22 protein-coding genes and 1 tRNA gene are annotated in these 19,782 nt (G+C 43.9%); 13 read left to right on the top strand and 10 right to left on the bottom strand.

Annotated elements, in window-relative coordinates:
* The first annotated feature begins 5 nt into the window (after window positions 1-5).
* The 4 genes from dapE to Q4592_RS20835 are packed head-to-tail and all read left to right on the top strand — an operon-like array spanning window position 6 to window position 2,729.
* Window positions 6-1,142, top strand: a complete 1,137-nt coding sequence (gene dapE, locus Q4592_RS20850) for a succinyl-diaminopimelate desuccinylase (protein WP_303516681.1) — start codon at window positions 6-8, stop codon at window positions 1,140-1,142.
* Window positions 1,142-1,831 (top strand): M15 family metallopeptidase, encoded by a 690-nt coding sequence (locus tag Q4592_RS20845; RefSeq protein WP_303516680.1) that lies wholly within the window; start codon window positions 1,142-1,144, stop codon window positions 1,829-1,831. The genes dapE and Q4592_RS20845 overlap by 1 nt, the downstream gene beginning before the upstream one ends.
* Entirely contained in the window at window positions 1,831-2,532 is a 702-nt protein-coding gene (locus Q4592_RS20840; RefSeq protein WP_303516678.1) for a hypothetical protein, read from the top strand. Before Q4592_RS20845 ends, Q4592_RS20840 begins: the two co-directional genes overlap by 1 nt.
* 26 nt (window positions 2,533-2,558) lie before the next feature.
* Window positions 2,559-2,729, top strand: a complete 171-nt coding sequence (locus Q4592_RS20835; RefSeq protein WP_137674958.1) for a DUF2897 family protein — start codon at window positions 2,559-2,561, stop codon at window positions 2,727-2,729.
* A gap of 177 nt (window positions 2,730-2,906) precedes the next feature.
* Here the strand turns inward: Q4592_RS20835 and Q4592_RS20830 are convergent, their stop codons facing one another.
* Window positions 2,907-3,272 carry a hypothetical protein gene (locus Q4592_RS20830; RefSeq protein WP_303516676.1) on the bottom strand — a complete coding sequence of 122 codons (366 nt, stop codon included), beginning with the start codon at window positions 3,270-3,272 and terminating at the stop codon, window positions 2,907-2,909.
* Window positions 3,273-3,489: 217 nt separating this feature from the next.
* On the bottom strand, window positions 3,490-4,677 hold the full coding sequence (bamC, locus tag Q4592_RS20825) for an outer membrane protein assembly factor BamC (protein ID WP_303516675.1): 1,188 nt from the start codon (window positions 4,675-4,677) through the stop codon (window positions 3,490-3,492).
* A gap of 234 nt (window positions 4,678-4,911) precedes the next feature.
* Between bamC and Q4592_RS20820 the strand changes: the two genes are divergently transcribed.
* Entirely contained in the window at window positions 4,912-5,439 is a 528-nt protein-coding gene (locus tag Q4592_RS20820) for a glycine cleavage system protein R (RefSeq protein ID WP_137674955.1), read from the top strand.
* Window positions 5,440-5,463: 24 nt separating this feature from the next.
* On the top strand, window positions 5,464-5,928 hold the full coding sequence (gene bcp / locus Q4592_RS20815) for a thioredoxin-dependent thiol peroxidase (RefSeq protein WP_303516673.1): 465 nt from the start codon (window positions 5,464-5,466) through the stop codon (window positions 5,926-5,928).
* A gap of 10 nt (window positions 5,929-5,938) precedes the next feature.
* Here the strand turns inward: bcp and Q4592_RS20810 are convergent, their stop codons facing one another.
* Window positions 5,939-7,021 (bottom strand): AI-2E family transporter, encoded by a 1,083-nt coding sequence (locus Q4592_RS20810; protein WP_137674953.1) that lies wholly within the window; start codon window positions 7,019-7,021, stop codon window positions 5,939-5,941.
* Between the two features lie 10 nt (window positions 7,022-7,031).
* Window positions 7,032-7,259 carry a sulfurtransferase TusA family protein gene (locus Q4592_RS20805; protein WP_303516671.1) on the bottom strand — a complete coding sequence of 76 codons (228 nt, stop codon included), beginning with the start codon at window positions 7,257-7,259 and terminating at the stop codon, window positions 7,032-7,034.
* Window positions 7,260-7,388: 129 nt separating this feature from the next.
* Here Q4592_RS20805 and Q4592_RS20800 point away from each other — a divergent pair, with 129 nt between their 5' ends.
* The 3 genes from Q4592_RS20800 to Q4592_RS20790 are packed head-to-tail and all read left to right on the top strand — an operon-like array spanning window position 7,389 to window position 9,588.
* The gene (locus Q4592_RS20800; RefSeq protein WP_137674951.1) at window positions 7,389-8,828 is read left to right on the top strand and encodes a M48 family metalloprotease; all 1,440 of its coding nucleotides are present in this window, start codon (window positions 7,389-7,391) and stop codon (window positions 8,826-8,828) included.
* A 21-nt stretch (window positions 8,829-8,849) separates the two neighbouring features.
* Window positions 8,850-9,200: an arsenate reductase (glutaredoxin) gene (gene arsC, locus Q4592_RS20795; RefSeq protein ID WP_303516669.1), complete on the top strand. Its 351-nt coding sequence runs from the start codon at window positions 8,850-8,852 to the stop codon at window positions 9,198-9,200.
* The gene (locus Q4592_RS20790) at window positions 9,193-9,588 is read left to right on the top strand and encodes a DUF2069 domain-containing protein (RefSeq protein WP_303516668.1); all 396 of its coding nucleotides are present in this window, start codon (window positions 9,193-9,195) and stop codon (window positions 9,586-9,588) included. Before arsC ends, Q4592_RS20790 begins: the two co-directional genes overlap by 8 nt.
* On the opposite strand, the gene hda is transcribed toward Q4592_RS20790, so the two are convergent.
* The 3 genes from hda to upp all read right to left on the bottom strand — a co-directional run bounded on the left by hda (window position 9,585) and on the right by upp (window position 12,025).
* The gene (hda, locus tag Q4592_RS20785) at window positions 9,585-10,289 is read right to left on the bottom strand and encodes a DnaA inactivator Hda (protein WP_137674948.1); all 705 of its coding nucleotides are present in this window, start codon (window positions 10,287-10,289) and stop codon (window positions 9,585-9,587) included. The genes Q4592_RS20790 and hda overlap by 4 nt on opposite strands.
* Before the next feature lie 71 nt (window positions 10,290-10,360).
* Window positions 10,361-11,356 (bottom strand): DUF2066 domain-containing protein, encoded by a 996-nt coding sequence (locus Q4592_RS20780; protein ID WP_303516666.1) that lies wholly within the window; start codon window positions 11,354-11,356, stop codon window positions 10,361-10,363.
* A gap of 42 nt (window positions 11,357-11,398) precedes the next feature.
* On the bottom strand, window positions 11,399-12,025 hold the full coding sequence (gene upp, locus Q4592_RS20775; protein ID WP_137674946.1) for a uracil phosphoribosyltransferase: 627 nt from the start codon (window positions 12,023-12,025) through the stop codon (window positions 11,399-11,401).
* A gap of 174 nt (window positions 12,026-12,199) precedes the next feature.
* Here upp and purM point away from each other — a divergent pair, with 174 nt between their 5' ends.
* Window positions 12,200-13,240, top strand: coding sequence for a phosphoribosylformylglycinamidine cyclo-ligase (gene purM, locus Q4592_RS20770; protein ID WP_137674945.1), 1,041 nt, complete (start codon window positions 12,200-12,202; stop codon window positions 13,238-13,240).
* A gap of 8 nt (window positions 13,241-13,248) precedes the next feature.
* On the top strand, window positions 13,249-13,890 hold the full coding sequence (gene purN / locus Q4592_RS20765; protein ID WP_303516664.1) for a phosphoribosylglycinamide formyltransferase: 642 nt from the start codon (window positions 13,249-13,251) through the stop codon (window positions 13,888-13,890).
* A gap of 24 nt (window positions 13,891-13,914) precedes the next feature.
* On the opposite strand, the gene Q4592_RS20760 is transcribed toward purN, so the two are convergent.
* Together Q4592_RS20760 and lpcA are read right to left on the bottom strand one after the other, a co-directional pair.
* Window positions 13,915-14,679 carry a class II glutamine amidotransferase gene (locus tag Q4592_RS20760; RefSeq protein ID WP_303516662.1) on the bottom strand — a complete coding sequence of 255 codons (765 nt, stop codon included), beginning with the start codon at window positions 14,677-14,679 and terminating at the stop codon, window positions 13,915-13,917.
* A 38-nt stretch (window positions 14,680-14,717) separates the two neighbouring features.
* Window positions 14,718-15,293, bottom strand: coding sequence for a D-sedoheptulose 7-phosphate isomerase (gene lpcA, locus Q4592_RS20755; protein WP_137674942.1), 576 nt, complete (start codon window positions 15,291-15,293; stop codon window positions 14,718-14,720).
* Window positions 15,294-15,511: 218 nt separating this feature from the next.
* Here lpcA and fadE point away from each other — a divergent pair, with 218 nt between their 5' ends.
* A complete protein-coding gene (gene fadE, locus Q4592_RS20750; RefSeq protein ID WP_303516660.1) occupies window positions 15,512-17,983 on the top strand; it encodes an acyl-CoA dehydrogenase FadE in 2,472 nt (823 codons plus the stop codon).
* Between the two features lie 124 nt (window positions 17,984-18,107).
* A complete protein-coding gene (locus Q4592_RS20745) occupies window positions 18,108-19,634 on the top strand; it encodes an HD domain-containing phosphohydrolase (RefSeq protein ID WP_303516658.1) in 1,527 nt (508 codons plus the stop codon).
* Between the two features lie 71 nt (window positions 19,635-19,705).
* Here Q4592_RS20745 and Q4592_RS20740 read toward each other — a convergent pair.
* Window positions 19,706-19,782, bottom strand: a tRNA-Asp gene (locus tag Q4592_RS20740).

The raw sequence follows: 19,782 nt of genomic DNA, 5'->3' as shown, positions 1-19,782 counted from the left end.
TTTACATGTCTGATAGCCCAGTTTTACATTTAGCCAAAGATCTCATCAGCCGCCCCTCGGTAACGCCTGAAGATTGTGATTGCCAAAAGTTGATGGCTGATCGCCTAAGCCCTGCAGGTTTTAACATCGAAGAAATGGTATTTGAAGATACCACTAATATGTGGGCGCGCCGAGGCAACACTGGCCCACTATTTTGCTTTGCTGGCCACACAGATGTAGTGCCACCGGGCCCCGCAGAAAAATGGCATACCCCCCCTTTTGAGCCAACGGTTATTGATGGTGTATTACATGGCCGCGGTGCAGCAGATATGAAAGGTTCGCTAGCTGCAATGGTTGTTGCTACCGAACGATTTGTAGCGGATTACCCTGACCATAAAGGCTCTATCGCTTTCTTGATCACGTCTGATGAAGAAGGGCCATTTATCAATGGGACTACCCGCGTGGTAGACACCTTAATGGCACGTAACGAAATTATTGATATGTGTTTAGTAGGCGAGCCCTCTTCTACTCATCGCGTAGGCGATGTTGTTAAAAATGGCCGTCGCGGTTCACTTACTGGTGATATTACGGTTAAGGGTATTCAGGGCCATGTTGCCTATCCTCATTTGGCTAAAAACCCGATTCATGATGCGGCGCCAGCTTTAGCCGAGCTCGCGGCAATGCACTGGGATAACGGTAACCAATTTTTCCCGCCTACCAGTTTTCAAATTGCCAACATTCACTCGGGTACCGGTGCTTCAAACGTTATTCCAGGCGAATTAGACGTACAATTTAACTTTCGCTACTCAACTGAGCTTACCGACCAAGACATTGTGAAGCGTGTACATAATATCTTTGATAGCCACGGTTTAGATTACCAACTTGATTGGACCTATAACGGCCAACCTTTTTTAACTGAAGAAGGTGACTTTCTAACAGCGGTTAGCGAAGCGGTAACTAAAGTAGCTAAAACAGCGCCAGAGCTACTCACCACTGGCGGTACCTCAGACGGTCGATTCATTGCCAAAATGGGTACTCAAGTGGTTGAGCTTGGGCCAATTAACGCCACCATTCATAAAGTAAACGAGTGCGTAAAAGTAGCTGATTTAGAACAGCTTACAGACATGTATTACGAGCTTTTAGTTAATGTACTAGGCAAATAATGAGCAATGCGTCTAAGCACTTAGGTCTTTACGGACTAAGTAAAGACTTACTGCAGAATGAACCTACTTTAGGCTGGGTTCATTGTGCAGTGCTAGATAACTTGCAAAGTTTAATTGAAGCTGCGAAACAAGACGGCTTCAATTTAAGCATTTTTAGCGGCTATAGAGACTTCCATAGGCAATTGCTTATTTGGAATAACAAGTGGAATGGTTTACGCCCGGTACTTGATAAAGATAGCCAAGCCTTAAACTTGGACAGTTTAAGCGACGAGCAAAAAATGCATGCCATTTTACGCTGGTCGGCATTGCCTGGAACCAGTCGTCACCACTGGGGTTGTGATTTCGATTTTTACGACCCTGATTTGCTGGCACCTAACCAATCTTTAAGCTTGATTCCTCAAGAGTATACTCTTGGTGGTAGCCAGTACCCTTTAGCATTATGGCTAGAAAAGCATGCTGCGGAACACGGTTTCTTTTATCCCTATCGGCAATTTCAAGGCGGCGTAGAATTTGAGCCTTGGCATTTAAGCCACCAGCAAACCAGTGCCGCATTCCTCAAAGACTTAAATGCTGAGACAGCACTTAGCCACTTACAAGCGGCTAACGCTGCTGGCCTTAACACCATCAAACTTCATATCGATAACATATTTAGCCAATATGTTACTAACATCTGTTCACCGGAGAACTAATGCCCAGTTTGTACTCAACCTTATTTGTTAGCTTGGTTAGCAGTTCAGCCTTAGCTTTCTTATTGCTTATGCTAGTGCTGCATAAAGGCGAACTCTGCCCTGGGCAAACCGGCCGTATCCAGCGTCAATTAAGTACCTTAGTGAGCTTTATTACTTTAGCGGCCTTAAGTGGTTATGAAAGCCAGCAAGCTATTGGTTTAGTGGTATTAGTATTTATCAGTGCTTTTTTGGGCTGGGTCTTGAGCTTTAAGCTCAATAAACTGAAACATAAGCGTAGCTTGCCACTCACCTATTGGTGGGCAATGGGGGCTCCGCTACTATTGAGTGCAGCTTACATACTAAGTCAACATGCCTTAATGGTATTTAGCTTTGCTGCTTGTGCTGCGGCAATGACCAACTGGCTAATGGTTAAGGCTAAACATCGACTCACCAGTTTCGACAAGTTGCTTCCATTTGTAGGTTTAGCGGCAGCAATGGTAAGTCTGATTTGCGTTTGTATATACTTACTCACCAGTGGCCAGCTTGATGAAAATAGCGCTTTGGTCAAACAGTTTGTAATAATGAGTGCGCTATTACTCGCTGCAACCCTATTGTGGTTAGTGCCCTTATTTAAGAAATCACCACCACCCGCACAATTATTGTTAGTCGTAACGGTGCTTAGCTTTATATCCAGTGTAAACTTACACAAAATAGTAGCTTGATTGAGCGATTAGCAAAGGCGGCCTAAATGAGTACCCCATACGTTATTTTGATCATTGTATTAGTGCTCGGTTTTATTGCTGGAAACATCATGATGTTGAGGCATATGGGCAGCTTTAACATCACTCCAGAGCTACGTAAGAAGATCGAACAAAACAACCGTAAAGCGGACTTACGAGAAGAGCAAGACGAACAGTAAACTGACTGTTTAGACAGCCCGCCTTGATTTGCTTTGATGCTAATTCCTATTGATACAGGCTGCTGCGCTTAAATCGAATAATCAAAAACAAGATACCTAGAGAAGCTCAAGATACCAAATAACCTATATCAACATGGTGTAATCAGAGTCACTTTGATGCCGACATAAAAGTTGAACTTAAGGTTGAACTTTTACCGCGTCCTCGTATATTTTCCTCGCTTTAATAGAGCCAGCTTGCTCTGCATCTTGAACAAATCTTAATGCCTTTTGATGATCTCCATCGGCAACCGCTTGCACAATAAGCTGCTCAAACATAGCTTCTACTTCTGGCTCGATACTCGACATATGCACATCACTGGTATCGGCATTTGCACCGATAGTATCAACACTAGAGTGACTGGGCTCAACCTCTTGAATTAGGCCACTTTGCTCGGGGCTTAATGGTTGTTGACCTTCAGGGGCAGTGCTAGCTCCCGTATGTTGACTATTACTACACGCACTTAACGCGAGTAAAATACTAACCGATAAAATTGCTTTCATCATTGTACCTCCATATACAGTATGACTCGCAGAGCTTGGTTTTTAACTTCAGCTACGACTTAATTACCAAGAATAAGTGCCACACTAAGAAACAAAAAGAATTTTACTGTTCGATAGAACAGTAAAGTAAAAACGATAATTTACAAAAAACTCATATTCAGTATAAGAAAAAAGGTCCCATGTGGGACCTTTTTTGTTCAGGCTTAATCGACTAGCGTTATTAGCGTGACAAGCTATCGCTTGTATCAATGCCCATCTTCATTAGAATCGCTAGATAAGGATATAAGGCTTTAACCTCACTTGGTTTAAGCACCACTCCTTCAGCATCTGCTAAGGTAATTTGCGTGACATTACCGTTAGAGCCCACAGTGAATAAATAGTCCTTCTCTTCAAACTCCATGGTAGTTAGACCATAGGTTTCTAATATTTGCTCTGGAGGACGATCGTAAGTGAGGTATAAGCTACCTGAGTTAGCAATGTAGTCGGTGATGGTAAAACCAGCCAATGGCAATACTAAACGCAAACGCTTCATGGTTTTTTCCATGTCTGCGCGCGCTTTAAAGTAGGATGCTCCACTATCGTTAACCAAAACCAAGCTTACAGTTTCATCGAATAGCTGCTCTTTTTCAGATTCACTCATTGCGGCAATACGAGTTTGCTCGCGCTGCTCGGCCAATTGAGCTTCTAACTCTTCTCGACGGTCATTTACGTAACCAATTAATCGATTAAGTTCAACCACAGCCAAACGCTGTTTATCAAAATCATCAAGCTCTAGTGCTTCATCGTTACCGTCTCGATAAATCTCACCATCGATAAAGCTAACGCGTAAACCTGCAGTTCGACCATGCGGTTTAACTTCTAACTGGTAAGTAAACTTTTGACGTTGTTCCATTACCGTATCGCTAGAAAAAAGCCACCAGTTTCCTTCAACCGTTTCGCGGTCAACCAACCAATCAGAGGCAATAAAAGCTTGTTGGTCATCTCGTTGAACAACCGTTGATTTACGGTAAGCAATGTAGTCACTAATGGTTTGCATCATGGTGGACTGGGTTTCAACGGCTGATTCTGCTTGTAATATATCAAACCAAAAAATCAGCCCGTCATCCGTATCTTCAATACGACTACCAGCAATAAGCGGAATAACCTGCACCGGCGCACGTACATCAACTTCTCGACCAAACAGCTCTTCACTGTCGGGTTTAGGTTCAGGGATTACAAATTCAGAACTATATTCAGGAGGGTTAACGCCCGCGGGAATAGCTAAAGGCTCTACTTGAGTGGCCTCTAGGTAATCAAAATTACGTTCGGCTTGGCGATTTTTTTCACCGGAACTTGAGCACGCGGCAAGGGTGGCCACTAGGCTGCCAAAAAACACGACTTTCATCGTTTGAAAAGAAACTAGTTGCATATCCCACTACATTTACAAACTAAAACATGAACTGGTAAACGGTTTCGTCCAGCGAAAACTATCCAGAGTAAGGGCGCTATACTACTTAGCCACTTTCATAAACACAAGGCGAAAACCGTAAGGGCTTGATACAAACTCCGCTTTTAATACTCCCTCTGTTCTTATCCGCTAGAAATCCCCTCTTTAAGCAAGTATCCTGAGATTCTAAATCTTGCAAAGCATACAAAAAAGAATATGAGTCAGTACCTTGTAGTTACAGCGGTTGGTAGCAATCGCCCGGGCATTGTGAATCAATTAACCCAATTGGTTTCAGGTTGTGGCTGTAATATTGTAGACAGTCGTATGGCCTTGTTTGGCTCCGAGTTTACCCTCATTATGCTGGTATCTGGTACGCATAACGCGATTGTGCAAATAGAAACTCACTTGCCAGTAACTGCACTTGAGCTGCAATTGCTCACAGTAATGAAGAAAACATCGCGCCATACACTGATCGATTATTCTCATGCCGCCGTTTTGCAACTGACCTTACCCGATGCTACTGGCGTGATTAGCAAAGTGACGCAGTTTATTAGCGATCACAATATGAGCATGGTGGGCTTAAAGTCTAATCTTTTTACCGAGAAAGGATTGGAAATGCTTCATGCTGAATTTGAAGTAAAGCTAAATCAAGAGCATCAACCGAATATTATTGAACAAGAATTTGCTCAATTGTGCCAAGAGTTAGGCAGCCAACAATTCGACCTGCAATTTTTGTCAAACTAAGCATCATTAAACAAGGAACCTTCGATGAACACATTGACGGCCGGAGCAGCAGCACCGCAATTTGACCTAGCAAACCAAGATGAGAAACGCATTAAGCTTAGCGACTACGCGGGTAAAAAAGTATTAGTCTATTTTTACCCTAAAGCCTTAACGCCAGGCTGCACCACTCAAGCTTGTGGTTTACGAGACAGTATTGAACAACTTAAAGATGCCAATACTGTGGTATTTGGAGTGAGCCCAGATCCAGTAAAACGCTTACCTAAGTTTATTGAAAAACATCAACTCAACTTCGATTTACTCTCTGATGAAGACCATGCGGTAGCTGATCAGTTTGGCGTTTGGGGCCTCAAAAAGTTTATGGGCAAAGAGTATGACGGTATTCACCGAATTAGCTTTTTGATTGATGAGCAAGGTAAGATTGAGCACGTGTTTAACAAATTCAAAACTAAAGAGCACCACCAAGTAGTGCTCGATTACTTAGCTAGTTAAGCTTAATCACTTAAGGTTGAGGAAGCTCTTCCTCAACTTCTTCAACTTTTTCATGCGGCCATGCATTCATCACTGCTTTTACTAATGTAGCCAGTGGGATGGCAAAAAATACGCCCCAAAACCCCCACAAACCACCAAAAACCAATACCGCTACAATAATGGCCAAAGGATGCAGGTTAACCGCTTCAGAGAAAAGTATCGGTACTAATACGTTACCGTCAATGGTTTGGATAATCCCATAAGCCAAAATTAGATAGCCAAACTGCGGGCTTAAACCCCACTGAAACAAACCAACCATCGCCACAGGTAGCGTTACCGCAAATGCGCCAATGAAAGGAATCAATACTGACAGCCCCACTAATACACCGAGTAATGCCGAGTAACGTAAATCCATCACCGCAAATACAATATAACTGGTACCGCCCACGACGAGGATCTCTATGGCTTTACCACGAATATAGTTAATCACTTGGCCATTCATCTCTGACCACACTTGGGTTAACAAGCGGCGATCGTTAGGTAGGAAACGAGTCACACTGCTTAACAGTACTTTTTTATCGCTCAGCATAAAAAACACCATTAATGGCACTAATACGCTGTAAACCAACACGGTTGCTAAGTTAACAATTGAAGAAAAAGAAGACTGTAAAACCTGTTCTCCCATGCCCATTAAGCGAGTTCGTACATTATCGACAACACTTTCTACCAATGCCCCATCAATAAACTCTGGATATTGCTGCGGCAAAGACTCTAACCACTGCTGGCTGCTGTTAAGCATAACTGGGTATTCGGCCACTAGGTTCATACCTTGGCTCCACACTGTGGGTAGCACTCGTAGCACAGTAAAGGTAGCAATCAAGAAGAACACCAATAGTACCAAGGCCGTCGCCAATCCACGCCTAAAGCCATGGCTCGCCAAATAACTTACAGGCCAATCCAATAAATAAGCCAAAACCAATGCAATTAGTAACGGTGCGAGCAAGTTGCCAAAAAAGTACAAAAGCACAAAGCCAATGACTAATACTAAGGCCATGGCCACCGCTTCCGGATCAGAGAACATGCGGTGGTACCAGTTAGATAAGACTTTAAACATAGTTACAGCTTTAATCCTTTAAGGGTTGGACAGTAATGGTGACACTAAAGCGATGTTCGCTTTGCTCAATAGTTACAGCATGCCCTAGTCGACGAAAATACTTGGGGATATCACTACGCGATCCACTATCACCTAACAACAATTGTATTTGGTCACCAATTTGAGCCCGTTTAAGCCAAAGTTTACTCTCCAATAACGGATAGGGACACTGGTGTTCTTGGAAGTCGAGGCAAAGCATTTGTAATAATTACCATAAAATAACCACGCCATTATTACAGGCTATTGTTCAGGACTCAATTTATAGCTTTTGAATAACAAACAAAATCGGGGTATTCTCGCGATACATATGGAAAGTTATCGGAAATCAATGACGCGTCTCGCCCAATTTCTTATGGCAAGCATACTATTTTGCTATGCCCCGCTCATGTCAGCCAATAATCAATTACCAGAAATCGGTACTGCTGGGGCATCGGCACTCACCATCGATAAAGAAATTATCTACGGCAATGCCTATATGCGAATTATTCGCGCCAGTAGCCGTATGACCAACGACCCAGTATTGTCCGAATATGTCACTGAGTTAGGCAATCAACTGGTTGCTAAAGCTGATGCTGTACGAACCCCATTTAACTTTTTTTTAGTTACCGATAACGAAATTAACGCAGCGGCCTTTCTTGGCGGCTACGTGAAAATTCATACTGGTTTGTTTTTATACGCTGCAACCGAAAGTGAATTTGCCTCTGTTATTGCTCACGAAATAGCTCACGTTACTCAGCGCCATATTGCACGCAGTATTGAAAACCAAGCGGCGGCACAAAACCTTTCAATGGCAGGTATGCTCGGCTCATTATTGTTAGGCTTAGCTAACCCAGTAGCAGGTATTGCAGCACTGCAAGCCACCATGGCAGCGGGTGTACAAAACTCAATAAACTATACCCGCGCAAATGAGTTTGAGGCAGACCGCATCGGCTTAAGAACCTTAGCAAAGGCCGGTTACGATCCAAGTGGCATGGGAAACTTTTTCGGTAAGCTGTCAGAAAAGTATCGCTATGCCAGCAAGCCACCACAAATGTTAATTACTCACCCTCTTCCAGAAACACGAGTAAGTGAAGCCCGAGCACGCGCTAATCAATACCCTAATCGATATGTTGCGCCCTCCCTGTCTTTTCAATTGGCTAAGTCACGAATTATTGTTCGTCACGGCACATTGTCGCCTGCTGACGCCCTTGAGTACTACCAACGGGTTATTCAGCGAAAAGAATACCGGATTGAAGACGCAGCGCTTTACGGTAAATCCCTGGCATTATTTGGAATGGGAAAATACCAAGAATCAAAAACGGTTATTGATGATCTCGCCAAGCGTCATCCAGACAACTTATTTATTATCGATACACAAACTGATATCGACCTAGCGCTTAAACAATACGATTCTGCCATTAAGCGGCTTAAAGTAGCGCAAACTCGTTACCCTAATAACCAAGTCATTGTGCTTAACCTTGCTCATGCTTACAGCGAAAACGGTAAGTTTGAAGATGGCGCTAAAACCCTTGACCGCTATTTACGCGAGAAGCCTAACGACGCTCTTGGATGGGGTGAATTAAGCCGTACTCAGCGAAGACTAAATAACTTGGCGGCTAGCCATACGGCGCAGGCAGAGTACCTATCATTACATTCAGATTATCGGCGTGCCATTGATGAGCTACACAGCGCCTATAACCTGACTAAAAATAATCTCGAACAAGCGCGCATTCAGGCAAGAATCGAGCAATTCAAACTTGCTGAGCAAGAACTAGAAGCGCTCAACTAAGTTGATACCAAAGGATTAACCATGTCTAACATTAAAATATTGCATAACCCTCGCTGCTCTAAAAGCCGCCAAACACTACAACTATTGCAAGAAAAAGGTATTGAGCCAGAGGTGATGCTTTATCTCACAACGCCGCCTAGCGAAGTTGAGATCAACGATATTCTTAAAATGCTGCAGCTTGAGCCTCGCCAACTGATGCGCACAAAAGACGAGTTGTACAAAGAGCTTAACTTGGCCGACGCCTCACTGACTCCTGCTCAACTAGTCGCTGCAATGCATGCAAATCCTAAGCTTATTGAGCGGCCAATTGTAATCAACCAAGGCCAAGCACGCATTGGTCGTCCACCAGAGCAGGTACTTGAGATTGTCTAAATTTAGCACTGCACAACTGCTGATTTTAGCGAAAGGATCATATCTGGCCTTATTGGCTTGGGTGTTAATGTGGCATTTGTGGCTTTCCCCACCCGTCGACATTAGCCTTGGCTTAATGCTGGCATTTTGGGTGGTGCCATTGTTATTTCCACTAAAAGGAATACTCGCTGGTAAGCCTTACACCTATGCTTGGAGTTGCTTTGTATTGCTACTCTACGTATTGCACAGCACAACCTTATTGGTTGTCTCTGAGAGTGAGCGCTGGTTAGCTGCGGTTGAGTTAGTATTGGTGTTAGCAGCCTTTTGGTTTGGCTTACAATACGCAAAAAATAAAGGAAAAGAGTTAGGCATCGGCTTAAAAAAGCTAAAAGATAAGTCGCCGGATTAAAGTTCGAGGATTTCTTTTACAAACGGTACGGTAAGTTTGCGCTGTGCGGTAATCGACGCTTGATCGAGCAGATCAAGCTTGGTTAATAATGTAGGCATATCTCGCGACAAACGCTTTAATAAAAAGCGCGCCACTTCTAACGGCATTTTTAACCCACGTAGTTCAGCGCGTAGCTGCAAGGCACTCAATTTTTGCTCGTCATCCAACTCATGTAACTTGTAGGTAACGCCCCAGTTTAAACGCGATTGTAAATCGGCTAAACCAAAGGAAAGCTGCGGCGCAGGCGCATTGGCGGTAACAATCAAACGTGTTGTAGAAGCCAGTTCTTTACGACGATTATAAAAATCAAAAATCGCTTCTTCCCAAGCATCAATACCAACAATCGCGTCGATGTTATCTAAGCATACTAGGGCCATGCTCTCTAAACCTTCCAACATTTGCGGAGACATTGCCGCATGGAGATCTAAAGGTAAGTACGCACTCGCCGCCCCAACATCTGCCATTTCGGTACAGCTAGCATGCAGTAAATGAGTTCTACCCGAGCCTTCACTGCCCCACAAATAGAGCATCCTCTCGCCTTTATCTAAAGCAAGATTTCGCAGTGCACTTAATAACTGTTGATTATCCCCTGGGTAAAAACTCACCAAGGTTTCATCATCAGGTAAATGTACAGGAAGTGATAATTGCGGGGAAAATGTCAAAGTGTTAAATCAAAGCTGATACAAAAACTTGATGCATTGTACCAGCTCATTATTAAGATGAAAAATGTTTGCTATTGGAAGTAGTAGTACTTGGCTCTTAATTCATCAGCCTGAAGCCTTGGCGCGATATCTAAAGAGGCCTGTAAGTCTTCCCAAGGGCTTAATAACTGAACTTCGAAAGTAAAAATGTCGTGCTGAACATGATGTAGGGTTACGCTTGCTACACTAGGCTGCTGGTTAAGGAAACGTTCTAGCTCAACATACTTGTTGATACTCGTTACATTTGCAAAACTCACTAAGCTTGCTTCAGCTTCACCCTCACCAAGCACTACGCCATAACGTGCAGCCAAACTCGCGCTCACTGCACTCATTGCTTCTGCGCCTACTTGCTCAAGCGACGCCTGTACTTGGCCACTATCTAATTGCACTTGGCTAGTACCGTCAAGTAAGCGCCATTGAATTTGCCAACTTTGACCTTGAGGATATTGTCTAAAGCTTAATATTAATGGCGTTGCATAGCGCTCACTCGCGGAGTATAGCGGGCCATCAAAGCCTCCCCATACATCATTTACGTTAACCGCCATGCTGTCTTCTAAGTCCATCACCGGTAAGCGAATAGGTAAACCTAATAGCTGAGCTTGTTGGCGACTTTGTTGCAGCCACTCTTGCTGAGAGCTGTCTGCTAGCAAATCACGATTAAAGTTTTGCTCGTTGGCATACCACAAAATAATGTTTGGACGTTGTTTACCCCACAAACGCAGCTGAGCTTGCATCAATAACTGATTAACTTTGCTCTCGTTAAACAGCACCGAAATAATGTCGTCGCCAAAAGAAAACTGTTGTATATAAGGGTTAATATTACCCTTTGCTTTCGCCACTAAAGCATTTGAACTACTACTAGCATCTCCAGTTAAGCGCAGCATTAACAATTCAAAAGCGTGTTGCTGATCTTGCTTATTATCACCAGTAGCGCTTGCTTCAATTCGGTACAAATCGTTTTGCTGCGCAGCACTCACTGGGAAAAACACAAAGGCCAAACTCAGTATTAACAACCACTTTTTAATCACTACACTCTCCTAGAGATTTAATTTCTATAAAACGATGGGACCTTATTTGGTACCAAAGATTTTATCGCCAGCATCACCTAATCCAGGAAGGATGTAGCCTTGCTCATTTAGCTTTTCATCAATTGATGCAGTATACAAGACCAAATCGGGGTGTGCAGCTTCTAACGCTTTTAAACCTTCTGGTGCCGCTACTAAAACCAATACCACAATGTCTTTACAACCTTGATCTTTCAATAGGTCAATGGTGGCAATCATAGAGCCACCAGTGGCCAACATAGGGTCAACCACAATCGCTAAACGCTCATCAATTTGGCCTACGAGTTTATGGAAGTAAGGAACCGGCTCAAGTGTTTCTTCATCACGGTAAATACCTACTACACTGGTTTTAGCTGAAGGCATGTGCTCCAGAACACCGTCCATCATGCCAAGGCCAGCGCGTAAAATAGGCACTACCGTAGCCTTTTTACCTTTAATTTGCTCAACCGTTACAGGGCCATTCCAACCCGCAATGGTTACGTCTTCTATCTCTAGGTTTGCTGTAGCTTCGTAAGTGAGTAGAGCCGATACTTCTCTAGCCAATTCACGAAAACGCTTAGTGCTAATATCTGCTTCGCGCATTAGACCAATTTTATGACGCACTAAGGGATGTTTTACTTCAACAACTTTCATCTCTATTCCTTTGAATTACCGAATTGTGAGCCGCTAGTTTAAATCAGGCTCAATGGGGATATGTTAGCAAATATCAACAAAATGTCTTAGTTATCGTTTAATACTGTTCCAGCGACGCTAAGACTGCTAAAATATCGCGAAATTTTTTTTCCATGTTCGTTGCAAGGTAATCCCGTGACTAAACAAAACACCCCTCTAAGTTATAAAGATGCTGGCGTTGATATCGAAGCTGGTAATGCATTAGTTGAACGTATTAAGAGTGTAAGTAAACGTACGCAGCGCCCTGAAGTAATGGGTGGATTAGGAGGCTTTGGTGCACTTTGTCAATTGCCAACTGGTTACAAAGAACCTGTATTGGTAGCTGGCACCGACGGTGTAGGCACTAAATTGCGTCTTGCATTAGATTTGGAAAAACACGACACCGTTGGTATCGACTTGGTAGCAATGTGTGTAAACGACCTTATTGTACAAGGTGCAGAGCCGTTATTTTTCCTTGATTACTACGCAACCGGTAAACTAGAAGTAGATACCGCAGCAGACGTAGTGAAAGGTATTGGCCAAGGTTGTGAGCAATCTGGTTGTGCCTTAATTGGTGGCGAAACAGCTGAAATGCCAGGCATGTACCATGGCGATGACTACGACATTGCAGGTTTCTGTGTGGGTGTAGTAGAAAAAGCCGACATTATCGATGGAACTAAAGTGGCTGCGGGTGACGCACTTATCGCTTTAGCGTCTAGCGGTCCGCACTCAAACGGTTACTCGTTAATTCGTAAAATCCTAGAAGTATCAAATGCCGACCCTAAACAAGTATTAGGCGACAGCACCTTAGGTGAAACTCTATTAACTCCTACCAAAATTTACGTTAAATCAGTACTGGCTTTGCTTAAGCAATGTGAAGTACACGCTTTATCACACATTACTGGCGGTGGTTTCTGGGAAAACATCCCACGCGTATTACCAGCAGGTGCTAAAGCGGTAGTTGATGAAAACAGCTGGCAGTGGCCAGAAGTGTTCAATTGGTTACAAGAAAACGGCAACGTTGCACGTGAAGAAATGTACCGCACCTTTAACTGTGGTGTAGGTATGGTAATCGCCCTACCAGAAGCAGAAGTTGAAGCCGCACTAGCCTTATTGGCTGAGCATGGCGAATCTGCATGGAAAATTGGCCACATTGAAAATGTTGCTGAAGGTGAAGGCCAAGTAGAATTTAAATAGGATTATTAATGGCTGGCAACATTGTTGTATTAATTTCAGGTTCAGGGACTAACCTGCAAGCCATTATTGATGCCTGTAAAGAGGGGCGTATTAACGCCTCTATTTCTGCGGTAATAAGCAACAAGGCCGATGCATTCGGCCTTGAGCGTGCCAAGCAGGCAGCAATTAACACGGTAGTTGTAAACCCTAAACAATATAGTGACCGCGAAAGCTACGATATTGCCTTAGCCGAAGCCATTGAACAGCAACAAGCTGATTTAATTGTAATGGCCGGTTTTATGCGTATTTTAAGTCCACATTTTGTGGAGCGTTTCGCCGGGAAAATGCTGAATATCCACCCTTCATTACTGCCTAAGTACCAAGGTTTACATACCCATCAGCGCGCCATTGATGCTAAAGACCTAGAGCACGGTTGTAGCGTACACTTTGTAACAGCAGAGTTAGACGGCGGACCGGTAGTACTGCAAGCTAAAGTACCAGTTTTTGAAGAAGATACTGCAGATGAGCTAGCCGATAGAGTGCAAGTTCAAGAACATGCCATTTATCCATTGGTGGTAAATTGGTTTATCGAGCAGCGCTTAGTCATGCAAGGTGATTACGCCGAACTCGACGGCCAGCAGTTACCCAGCAGCGGTTACGCAGATAATTAAAAAAAGCGCCAATTGGCGCTTTTTTTATTGCAACTCCCCATCTTTAAACAATACATAAGAACCGCTAGCAATTTTTTGCCATTGTTCGTTATTGGTTAAAGGTTGGGTAGCGATCATCGTCACCACGTCATTGGGCGTGGTTTCTTTATAAAAGTCGATAGTGACATCAGCATCTGCGAGCTGGGCTTCACCAAAAGGAGCGCGTCGCGTAATCCAGTGTAAGTTTGTTGAACAATACGCCATCACAAACTCACCGTTACTTAACAGCATATTAAATACGCCTTTATCGCGTAACTGGTCAGCTAAACTTGCCACAAACTTAAACATTGCCGCCATACTGGCTGGCTTACGTGGGTACTTAATCCGTAATTGCTCTAATAGCCAACAAAAAGCGCGCTCACTGTCGGTATCGCCCACTGGGCGATAAAAGCCGGTATCAAGTTGCTTATACCCTTTCAGCTGGCCATTGTGCGCATAAGTCCAATTCTGTCCCCAAAGCTCTCGCGTGAAAGGATGTGTATTTTCCAGCGATACACAGCCACGGTTGGCTTGGCGAATATGACCGATAACCGCTTGGCTTTTAATGGGAAACGCTTGTACCAACTCGGCAACTTTTGATTGGCAACTCGGTGCAGGATCTTTAAAACTGCGACAGCCTTTGCCCTCGTAAAAAGTAATACCCCAGCCGTCAACATGTGGGCCTGTCACGCCGCCACGTTGTACTAAACCAGTAAAAGAAAAACAAATATCGGTAGGAACGTTTGCACTCATTCCTAGTAACTCACACATACTACAACTCGCTCGTTAAATTCTTTAAGGACAATTGCCTACTCAGCCATATACTTTTCAATTAATTGGATCAGAATATGAATCACTTTAATGTGAATTTCTTGAATTCGGTCAGCAAAACCAAAATGCGGTACGCGAATTTCTACATCGGCTTGGCCAGCCATTTTTCCGCCATCTTTGCCTGACAGAATAATAACCTTCATGCCTTTTGTTTTAGCCATTTCAATCGCTTTAACAATATTGCCAGAGTTACCACTGGTGCTTATCCCAAATAGTACATCTCCAGGTTGGCCTAAACCTTCTAGATAACGCGAAAATACAAATTCGTAACCGTAATCATTACTCACACATGACAAATGACTAGGATCAGAGATAGCGATGGCAGGGTAAGCCGGACGGTTTTCTCTGTAGCGGCCAGTAAGCTCTTCGGCAAAATGCATTGCATCACAATGTGAGCCACCGTTACCACACGCGAGCACTTTACCTTGCTGTTTAAAACTATCTGCCAGCATGCGGGCTGCTTGCTCAATAGCATCAATATTTTTTTCATCGGCAATAAATGCGTTTAATACCGTGGCAGCTTCTTGTAACTCTTCAACAATCAGTTTTTTCATCTAGGTTATCCCTTAGGGGGCAAGGCGTGTTAATTCCCACACTATAACGCTTTTTTTGCCGTTGATCAGCGCTGAAATCAAGCTCAAACAATAATTTGTTAACTAAACAATACGCTAAGCTAAATGTTGAATAGTTGTGAATAACTTGAACTTTGTTAACCAATGCGTTACAAATACCCAAAGAGGTCAGACCTCTTACCAACGTCAGGGAGATATTGATGCAAAGTTACTTACCTTTAATTGCCGCTATTGGCATTATTTTATTGATGGGCGGACTTGCCTATTTTAGAGCCTCACTACTAGCGTTTAGCTTGGTACTAACCGCGGCTCTGCTGGGCTACAGTGTTATATCGCCTTTTAGTGAGCTATTTTGGCTAGGCTATTTACTGATTGTGGGTGGGCTTAACTTCAAACCTTTGCGTCAGCAGCTAATTTCTAAACCGCTTTTCAAGATCTTCAAAAAAATCATGCCCGAAATGTCGCGAACTGAAAAAGAAGCGATTGATGCAGGCACTACTTGGTGGGAAGGCGACTTGTTCCGCGGAGCTCCAGATTGGAAAAAACTACATAGCTACCCTGCTCCGCGCTTAAGCCCAGAAGAACAAGCATTTTTAGATGGCCCAGTTGAACAAGTCTGTGCCATGACCAATGATTGGGAAATCACTCATGAGTTGGCAGATTTACCAGAGGAAGTCTGGGATTTCTTAAAAGAGCACAAATTCTTCGCCATGATTATTAAAAAGCAATATGGCGGTTTAGAATTTTCAGCTTATGCGCAATCTTGTGTCCTACAAAAATTAGCCAGTATTTCAGCCGTACTTTCAAGCACTGTAGGTGTACCTAACTCATTAGGCCCCGGCGAGCTGCTGCAACACTATGGCACTAAAGAACAGCAAGACCACTATCTTCCCCGTTTGGCCGAAGGTAAAGAGATCCCATGCTTTGCCTTAACCAGCCCTGAAGCAGGCTCAGACGCCGGCTCAATTCCCGATGCTGGCGTTGTATGTATGGGTGAGTGGCAAGGCGAGCAAGTATTGGGGATGCGTATCACTTGGAACAAACGCTACATAACGCTGGCTCCTGTCGCCACCATTCTTGGTTTAGCGTTTAAGCTGTCAGATCCAGAAGCTTTGTTGGGCGAGCAAAAAGAATTAGGCATTACCTGTGCACTCATTCCCACAGACATAGACGGTGTAGAGGTGGGCCGTCGTCACTTCCCGCTAAACATACCCTTTATGAATGGTCCTACCCGTGCAAACGAATTATTTGTGCCTATCGACTTCATTATTGGTGGCAAAGAAATGGCTGGCCAAGGCTGGCGTATGCTAGTGGAATGTTTATCGGTAGGCCGTGGTATCACCCTACCGTCTAGCGCTACTGGCGGTATTAAGAATGCAGCATTGGCTACTGGTGCCTATGCTCGCATTCGTCGCCAATTCAAATTACCAATTGGTAAAATGGAAGGGGTTGAAGAGCCTCTTGCTCGCTTAGCTGGTAACGCATATTTAATGGGCGCAGCCTCAGATTTAACCGTAACGGCGATTGACTTGGGGGAGAAACCCTCGGTAATTACCGCTATTGTAAAATACCACCTCACTCATCGCGGCCAACACGCCAGTATTGACGCCATGGATGTGGTAGGCGGTAAAGGCATTTGTTTAGGGCCTAAAAACTTCTTGGCGCGTTCTTATCAAGGCGCCCCGATCGCGATTACCGTGGAAGGGGCTAACATCCTTACTCGCAGCATGATTATTTATGGTCAAGGCGCAATACGCTGCCACCCATACGTATTAAATGAAATGGAAGCAGCCTCTAACCCAGACTTTAACCAAGGTCTAAAACAGTTCGATAAAGCGCTATTTAGCCATTTAGGGTTCGCCACCAGCAACTTTGTACGTAGCTTTTGGTTCGGTCTAAGTAGCCACACCATGATTAGCGCACCATATTCAGACCAAACCGCTGTTTATTACAAACAGCTCACACGCTTTAGCAGTAATTTAGCGTTGTTATCAGACGTAGCCATGGGTACCTTGGGTGGTAATCTTAAGCGTAAAGAGCGTGTATCAGCCCGGTTAGGCGATATGCTTAGCCAACTTTACTTAGGTTCAGCAGCCTTAAAACGCTTCGCTGACGATGGCCGTAAAGCTGAAGATTTAGATCTGTTGCACTGGGCAATGCAAGATTCACTCTATCAATTACAAACAGCCTTAGATGAGCTCTTGCTAAACTTCCCTAATAAGTGGGTTGGTAAGGCAATGCGTTTAGTCATGTTCCCATTAGGCAAACCATTGCGTGCGCCAAGTGACAAACTTGATCACAAACTTGCGCGCATTTTGCAGCAACCGAGTGAAACCCGTAATCGTGTAGGCCAAGGGCGTTTTGATAGCCGCGTTGCCGGCAACGTATATGGCGAACTAGAACAAACCCTAGAAGATGTATTGGCTTGTGAGGCGCTCTACGACAAAGTGTGTAAAGCACTAGGCGAAAAGCGTCCATTCACTATGTTAGATAAACTCGCCGAAGAAGGCATTAAGCTAGGCGTTATCAATGCCGACGAAGCCGCATTAATGCGCCGCACTGAACAAGGTCGTCTCAATGCAATTAATGTGGACGACTTTGACCACCAGCAACTGGAGAACCGCCCTAACCTAGATAAAACCAACACAGGTGATTTGGAATCGGTTGCGTAAAGTAACAATCAATAATAAAAAAGCGAGCTGACATAGCTCGCTTTTTTTATAACAAACAAAAACAACACATTGAATTTGGGTCTAAAATACTTTTAAACTAAGAAAAAATAGGCACGGTACAGCAATGAGTGATGACATCTTTTTACTGGATGACTCAGCCCCTGAGGTAGCGCAATCAAAAGAGCAATGGAAGCTGTTAGTGGTTGATGATGAACCAGAAGTTCATCACATCACTACAATGACCTTGTCGCAGTTTGCATTTGATAACAAATCTATTCAATTCCTGCACGCCAACTCAGCTCAAGAAGCCAAACAGCTACTTATCACTCACCCCGACATAGCGTTGATCTTACTCGACGTAGTCATGGAAACCGACGATGCTGGTTTACGTTTAGTTAAACACATTAGGCAAACTCTCAATAATCAAAGTGTGCGCATCGTATTACGCACTGGCCAGCCAGGGCAGGCTCCCGAAGATGAAGTGGTAGAAAACTACGACATTAATGATTACAAAGACAAAACTGAGCTCACCTCACAAAAACTGCGCACTCTAATTAGAGCAAGCCTACGTTCTTATCGAGATATTTGTGCCCTAGAAAAACACAAAATCGGTTTAGAAAAAGTTGTTAAAGCCTCACGAGGGATCTTTGAAAAAAATGCCCTATTTACCTTTGTAGAAGGTGCTCTTGAACAATTGGCAGTGATCCTTAATCTAGAAGATAGCTGCATTTATCAGGTGGAACAGTTTGCTTATCAGGTAAAAGCGACACAGTTACAACTGTTGGCCTACCAAGGGCAGCAACGACCGAGCCAACAACACCAACAATTATCAGATTTCCCCCTTGCTCAGCAGCAAATGTTTAGCCAAGCCATTAGCACCAAGCAAAACGTATTCACCGATGAAGCCTTAGTGATTTATTGTGAAAACAGTGCCTACAACTTACTGTTTTACATCACGCGTAATACACCATTTAATCAAGCCGACCAACATTTCATTAATCTACTCAGTGAAAACATAGTCGTGGCGCTGGAAAACATCCGGCTCAATGAAGTGATAAGTACCAACCAAAAAGAAGTGCTGTATCGCTTGGGCGAAATAGTAGAAACCCGCTCAAAAGAGTCTGGCATGCACGTGCGACGAGTCGCCTTGTTCACCGCGCTGTTAGCCGAGCAACTTAATTTGCCGGCTATGCGTGTAGAACAACTAAAACTTGCCTCACCGTTACACGATGTAGGCAAAGTAGCCATTCCCGATGCTATCTTGCATAAGCCCGGTAAACTCAGCCCTGAAGAATGGGAAATCATGCAAACTCACGCCGCCATTGGCGAAAACATGTTGAAAGACTCAAATATTGAAGTCATGCAGCTCGCCTCAGAGATTGCTGGTTCGCATCATGAGAAATGGGATGGCTCGGGTTACCCAAGAGGCTTACAAGGCGAGAAAATCCCACTGAGTGGTCGTTTAACAGCTATAGCCGATGTATTTGATGCACTGGGAAGTATTCGTTGCTACAAAGATGCCTGGAACGATGAAGAAATTATTGAGTATTTAAAACAGCAACGTGGTGTGCAGTTTGATCCACAACTGGTAGATGGACTACTCAACAACTTTGAACGTTTTGCTGCCATTAGAGATAAGTACCAAGATTAGTCAAACCAGAGTTAGCTTGGTAAATTTTAGGCACAAAAAAACCTCGATTAACGAGGCCTAATGTTTAGTAGTGGCGGAGTGGACGGGACTCGAACCCGCGACCCCCGGCGTGACAGGCCGGTATTCTAACCAACTGAACTACCACTCC

Source organism: Agarivorans sp. 1_MG-2023, assembly GCF_030548385.1.
Lineage (GTDB): Bacteria > Pseudomonadota > Gammaproteobacteria > Enterobacterales > Celerinatantimonadaceae > Agarivorans.
This window is presented reverse-complemented; position numbering and strand designations above follow the sequence as displayed.

Excerpts from the sequence above, each read along its gene's own strand:
- dapE (WP_303516681.1), top strand. The coding sequence starts at position 6 with ATGTCTGATAGCCCAGTTTTACATTTAGCCAAAGATCTCATCAGCCGC.
- Q4592_RS20845 (WP_303516680.1), top strand. The coding sequence starts at position 1,142 with ATGAGCAATGCGTCTAAGCACTTAGGTCTTTACGGACTAAGTAAAGAC.
- Q4592_RS20840 (WP_303516678.1), top strand. The coding sequence starts at position 1,831 with ATGCCCAGTTTGTACTCAACCTTATTTGTTAGCTTGGTTAGCAGTTCA.
- Q4592_RS20835 (WP_137674958.1), top strand. The coding sequence starts at position 2,559 with ATGAGTACCCCATACGTTATTTTGATCATTGTATTAGTGCTCGGTTTT.
- Q4592_RS20830 (WP_303516676.1), bottom strand. The coding sequence starts at position 3,272 with ATGATGAAAGCAATTTTATCGGTTAGTATTTTACTCGCGTTAAGTGCG.
- bamC (WP_303516675.1), bottom strand. The coding sequence starts at position 4,677 with ATGCAACTAGTTTCTTTTCAAACGATGAAAGTCGTGTTTTTTGGCAGC.
- Q4592_RS20820 (WP_137674955.1), top strand. The coding sequence starts at position 4,912 with ATGAGTCAGTACCTTGTAGTTACAGCGGTTGGTAGCAATCGCCCGGGC.
- bcp (WP_303516673.1), top strand. The coding sequence starts at position 5,464 with ATGAACACATTGACGGCCGGAGCAGCAGCACCGCAATTTGACCTAGCA.
- Q4592_RS20810 (WP_137674953.1), bottom strand. The coding sequence starts at position 7,021 with ATGTTTAAAGTCTTATCTAACTGGTACCACCGCATGTTCTCTGATCCG.
- Q4592_RS20805 (WP_303516671.1), bottom strand. The coding sequence starts at position 7,259 with ATGCTTTGCCTCGACTTCCAAGAACACCAGTGTCCCTATCCGTTATTG.
- Q4592_RS20800 (WP_137674951.1), top strand. The coding sequence starts at position 7,389 with ATGACGCGTCTCGCCCAATTTCTTATGGCAAGCATACTATTTTGCTAT.
- arsC (WP_303516669.1), top strand. The coding sequence starts at position 8,850 with ATGTCTAACATTAAAATATTGCATAACCCTCGCTGCTCTAAAAGCCGC.
- upp (WP_137674946.1), bottom strand. The coding sequence starts at position 12,025 with ATGAAAGTTGTTGAAGTAAAACATCCCTTAGTGCGTCATAAAATTGGT.
- purN (WP_303516664.1), top strand. The coding sequence starts at position 13,249 with ATGGCTGGCAACATTGTTGTATTAATTTCAGGTTCAGGGACTAACCTG.
- Q4592_RS20760 (WP_303516662.1), bottom strand. The coding sequence starts at position 14,679 with ATGTGTGAGTTACTAGGAATGAGTGCAAACGTTCCTACCGATATTTGT.
- lpcA (WP_137674942.1), bottom strand. The coding sequence starts at position 15,293 with ATGAAAAAACTGATTGTTGAAGAGTTACAAGAAGCTGCCACGGTATTA.
- fadE (WP_303516660.1), top strand. The coding sequence starts at position 15,512 with ATGCAAAGTTACTTACCTTTAATTGCCGCTATTGGCATTATTTTATTG.
- Q4592_RS20745 (WP_303516658.1), top strand. The coding sequence starts at position 18,108 with ATGAGTGATGACATCTTTTTACTGGATGACTCAGCCCCTGAGGTAGCG.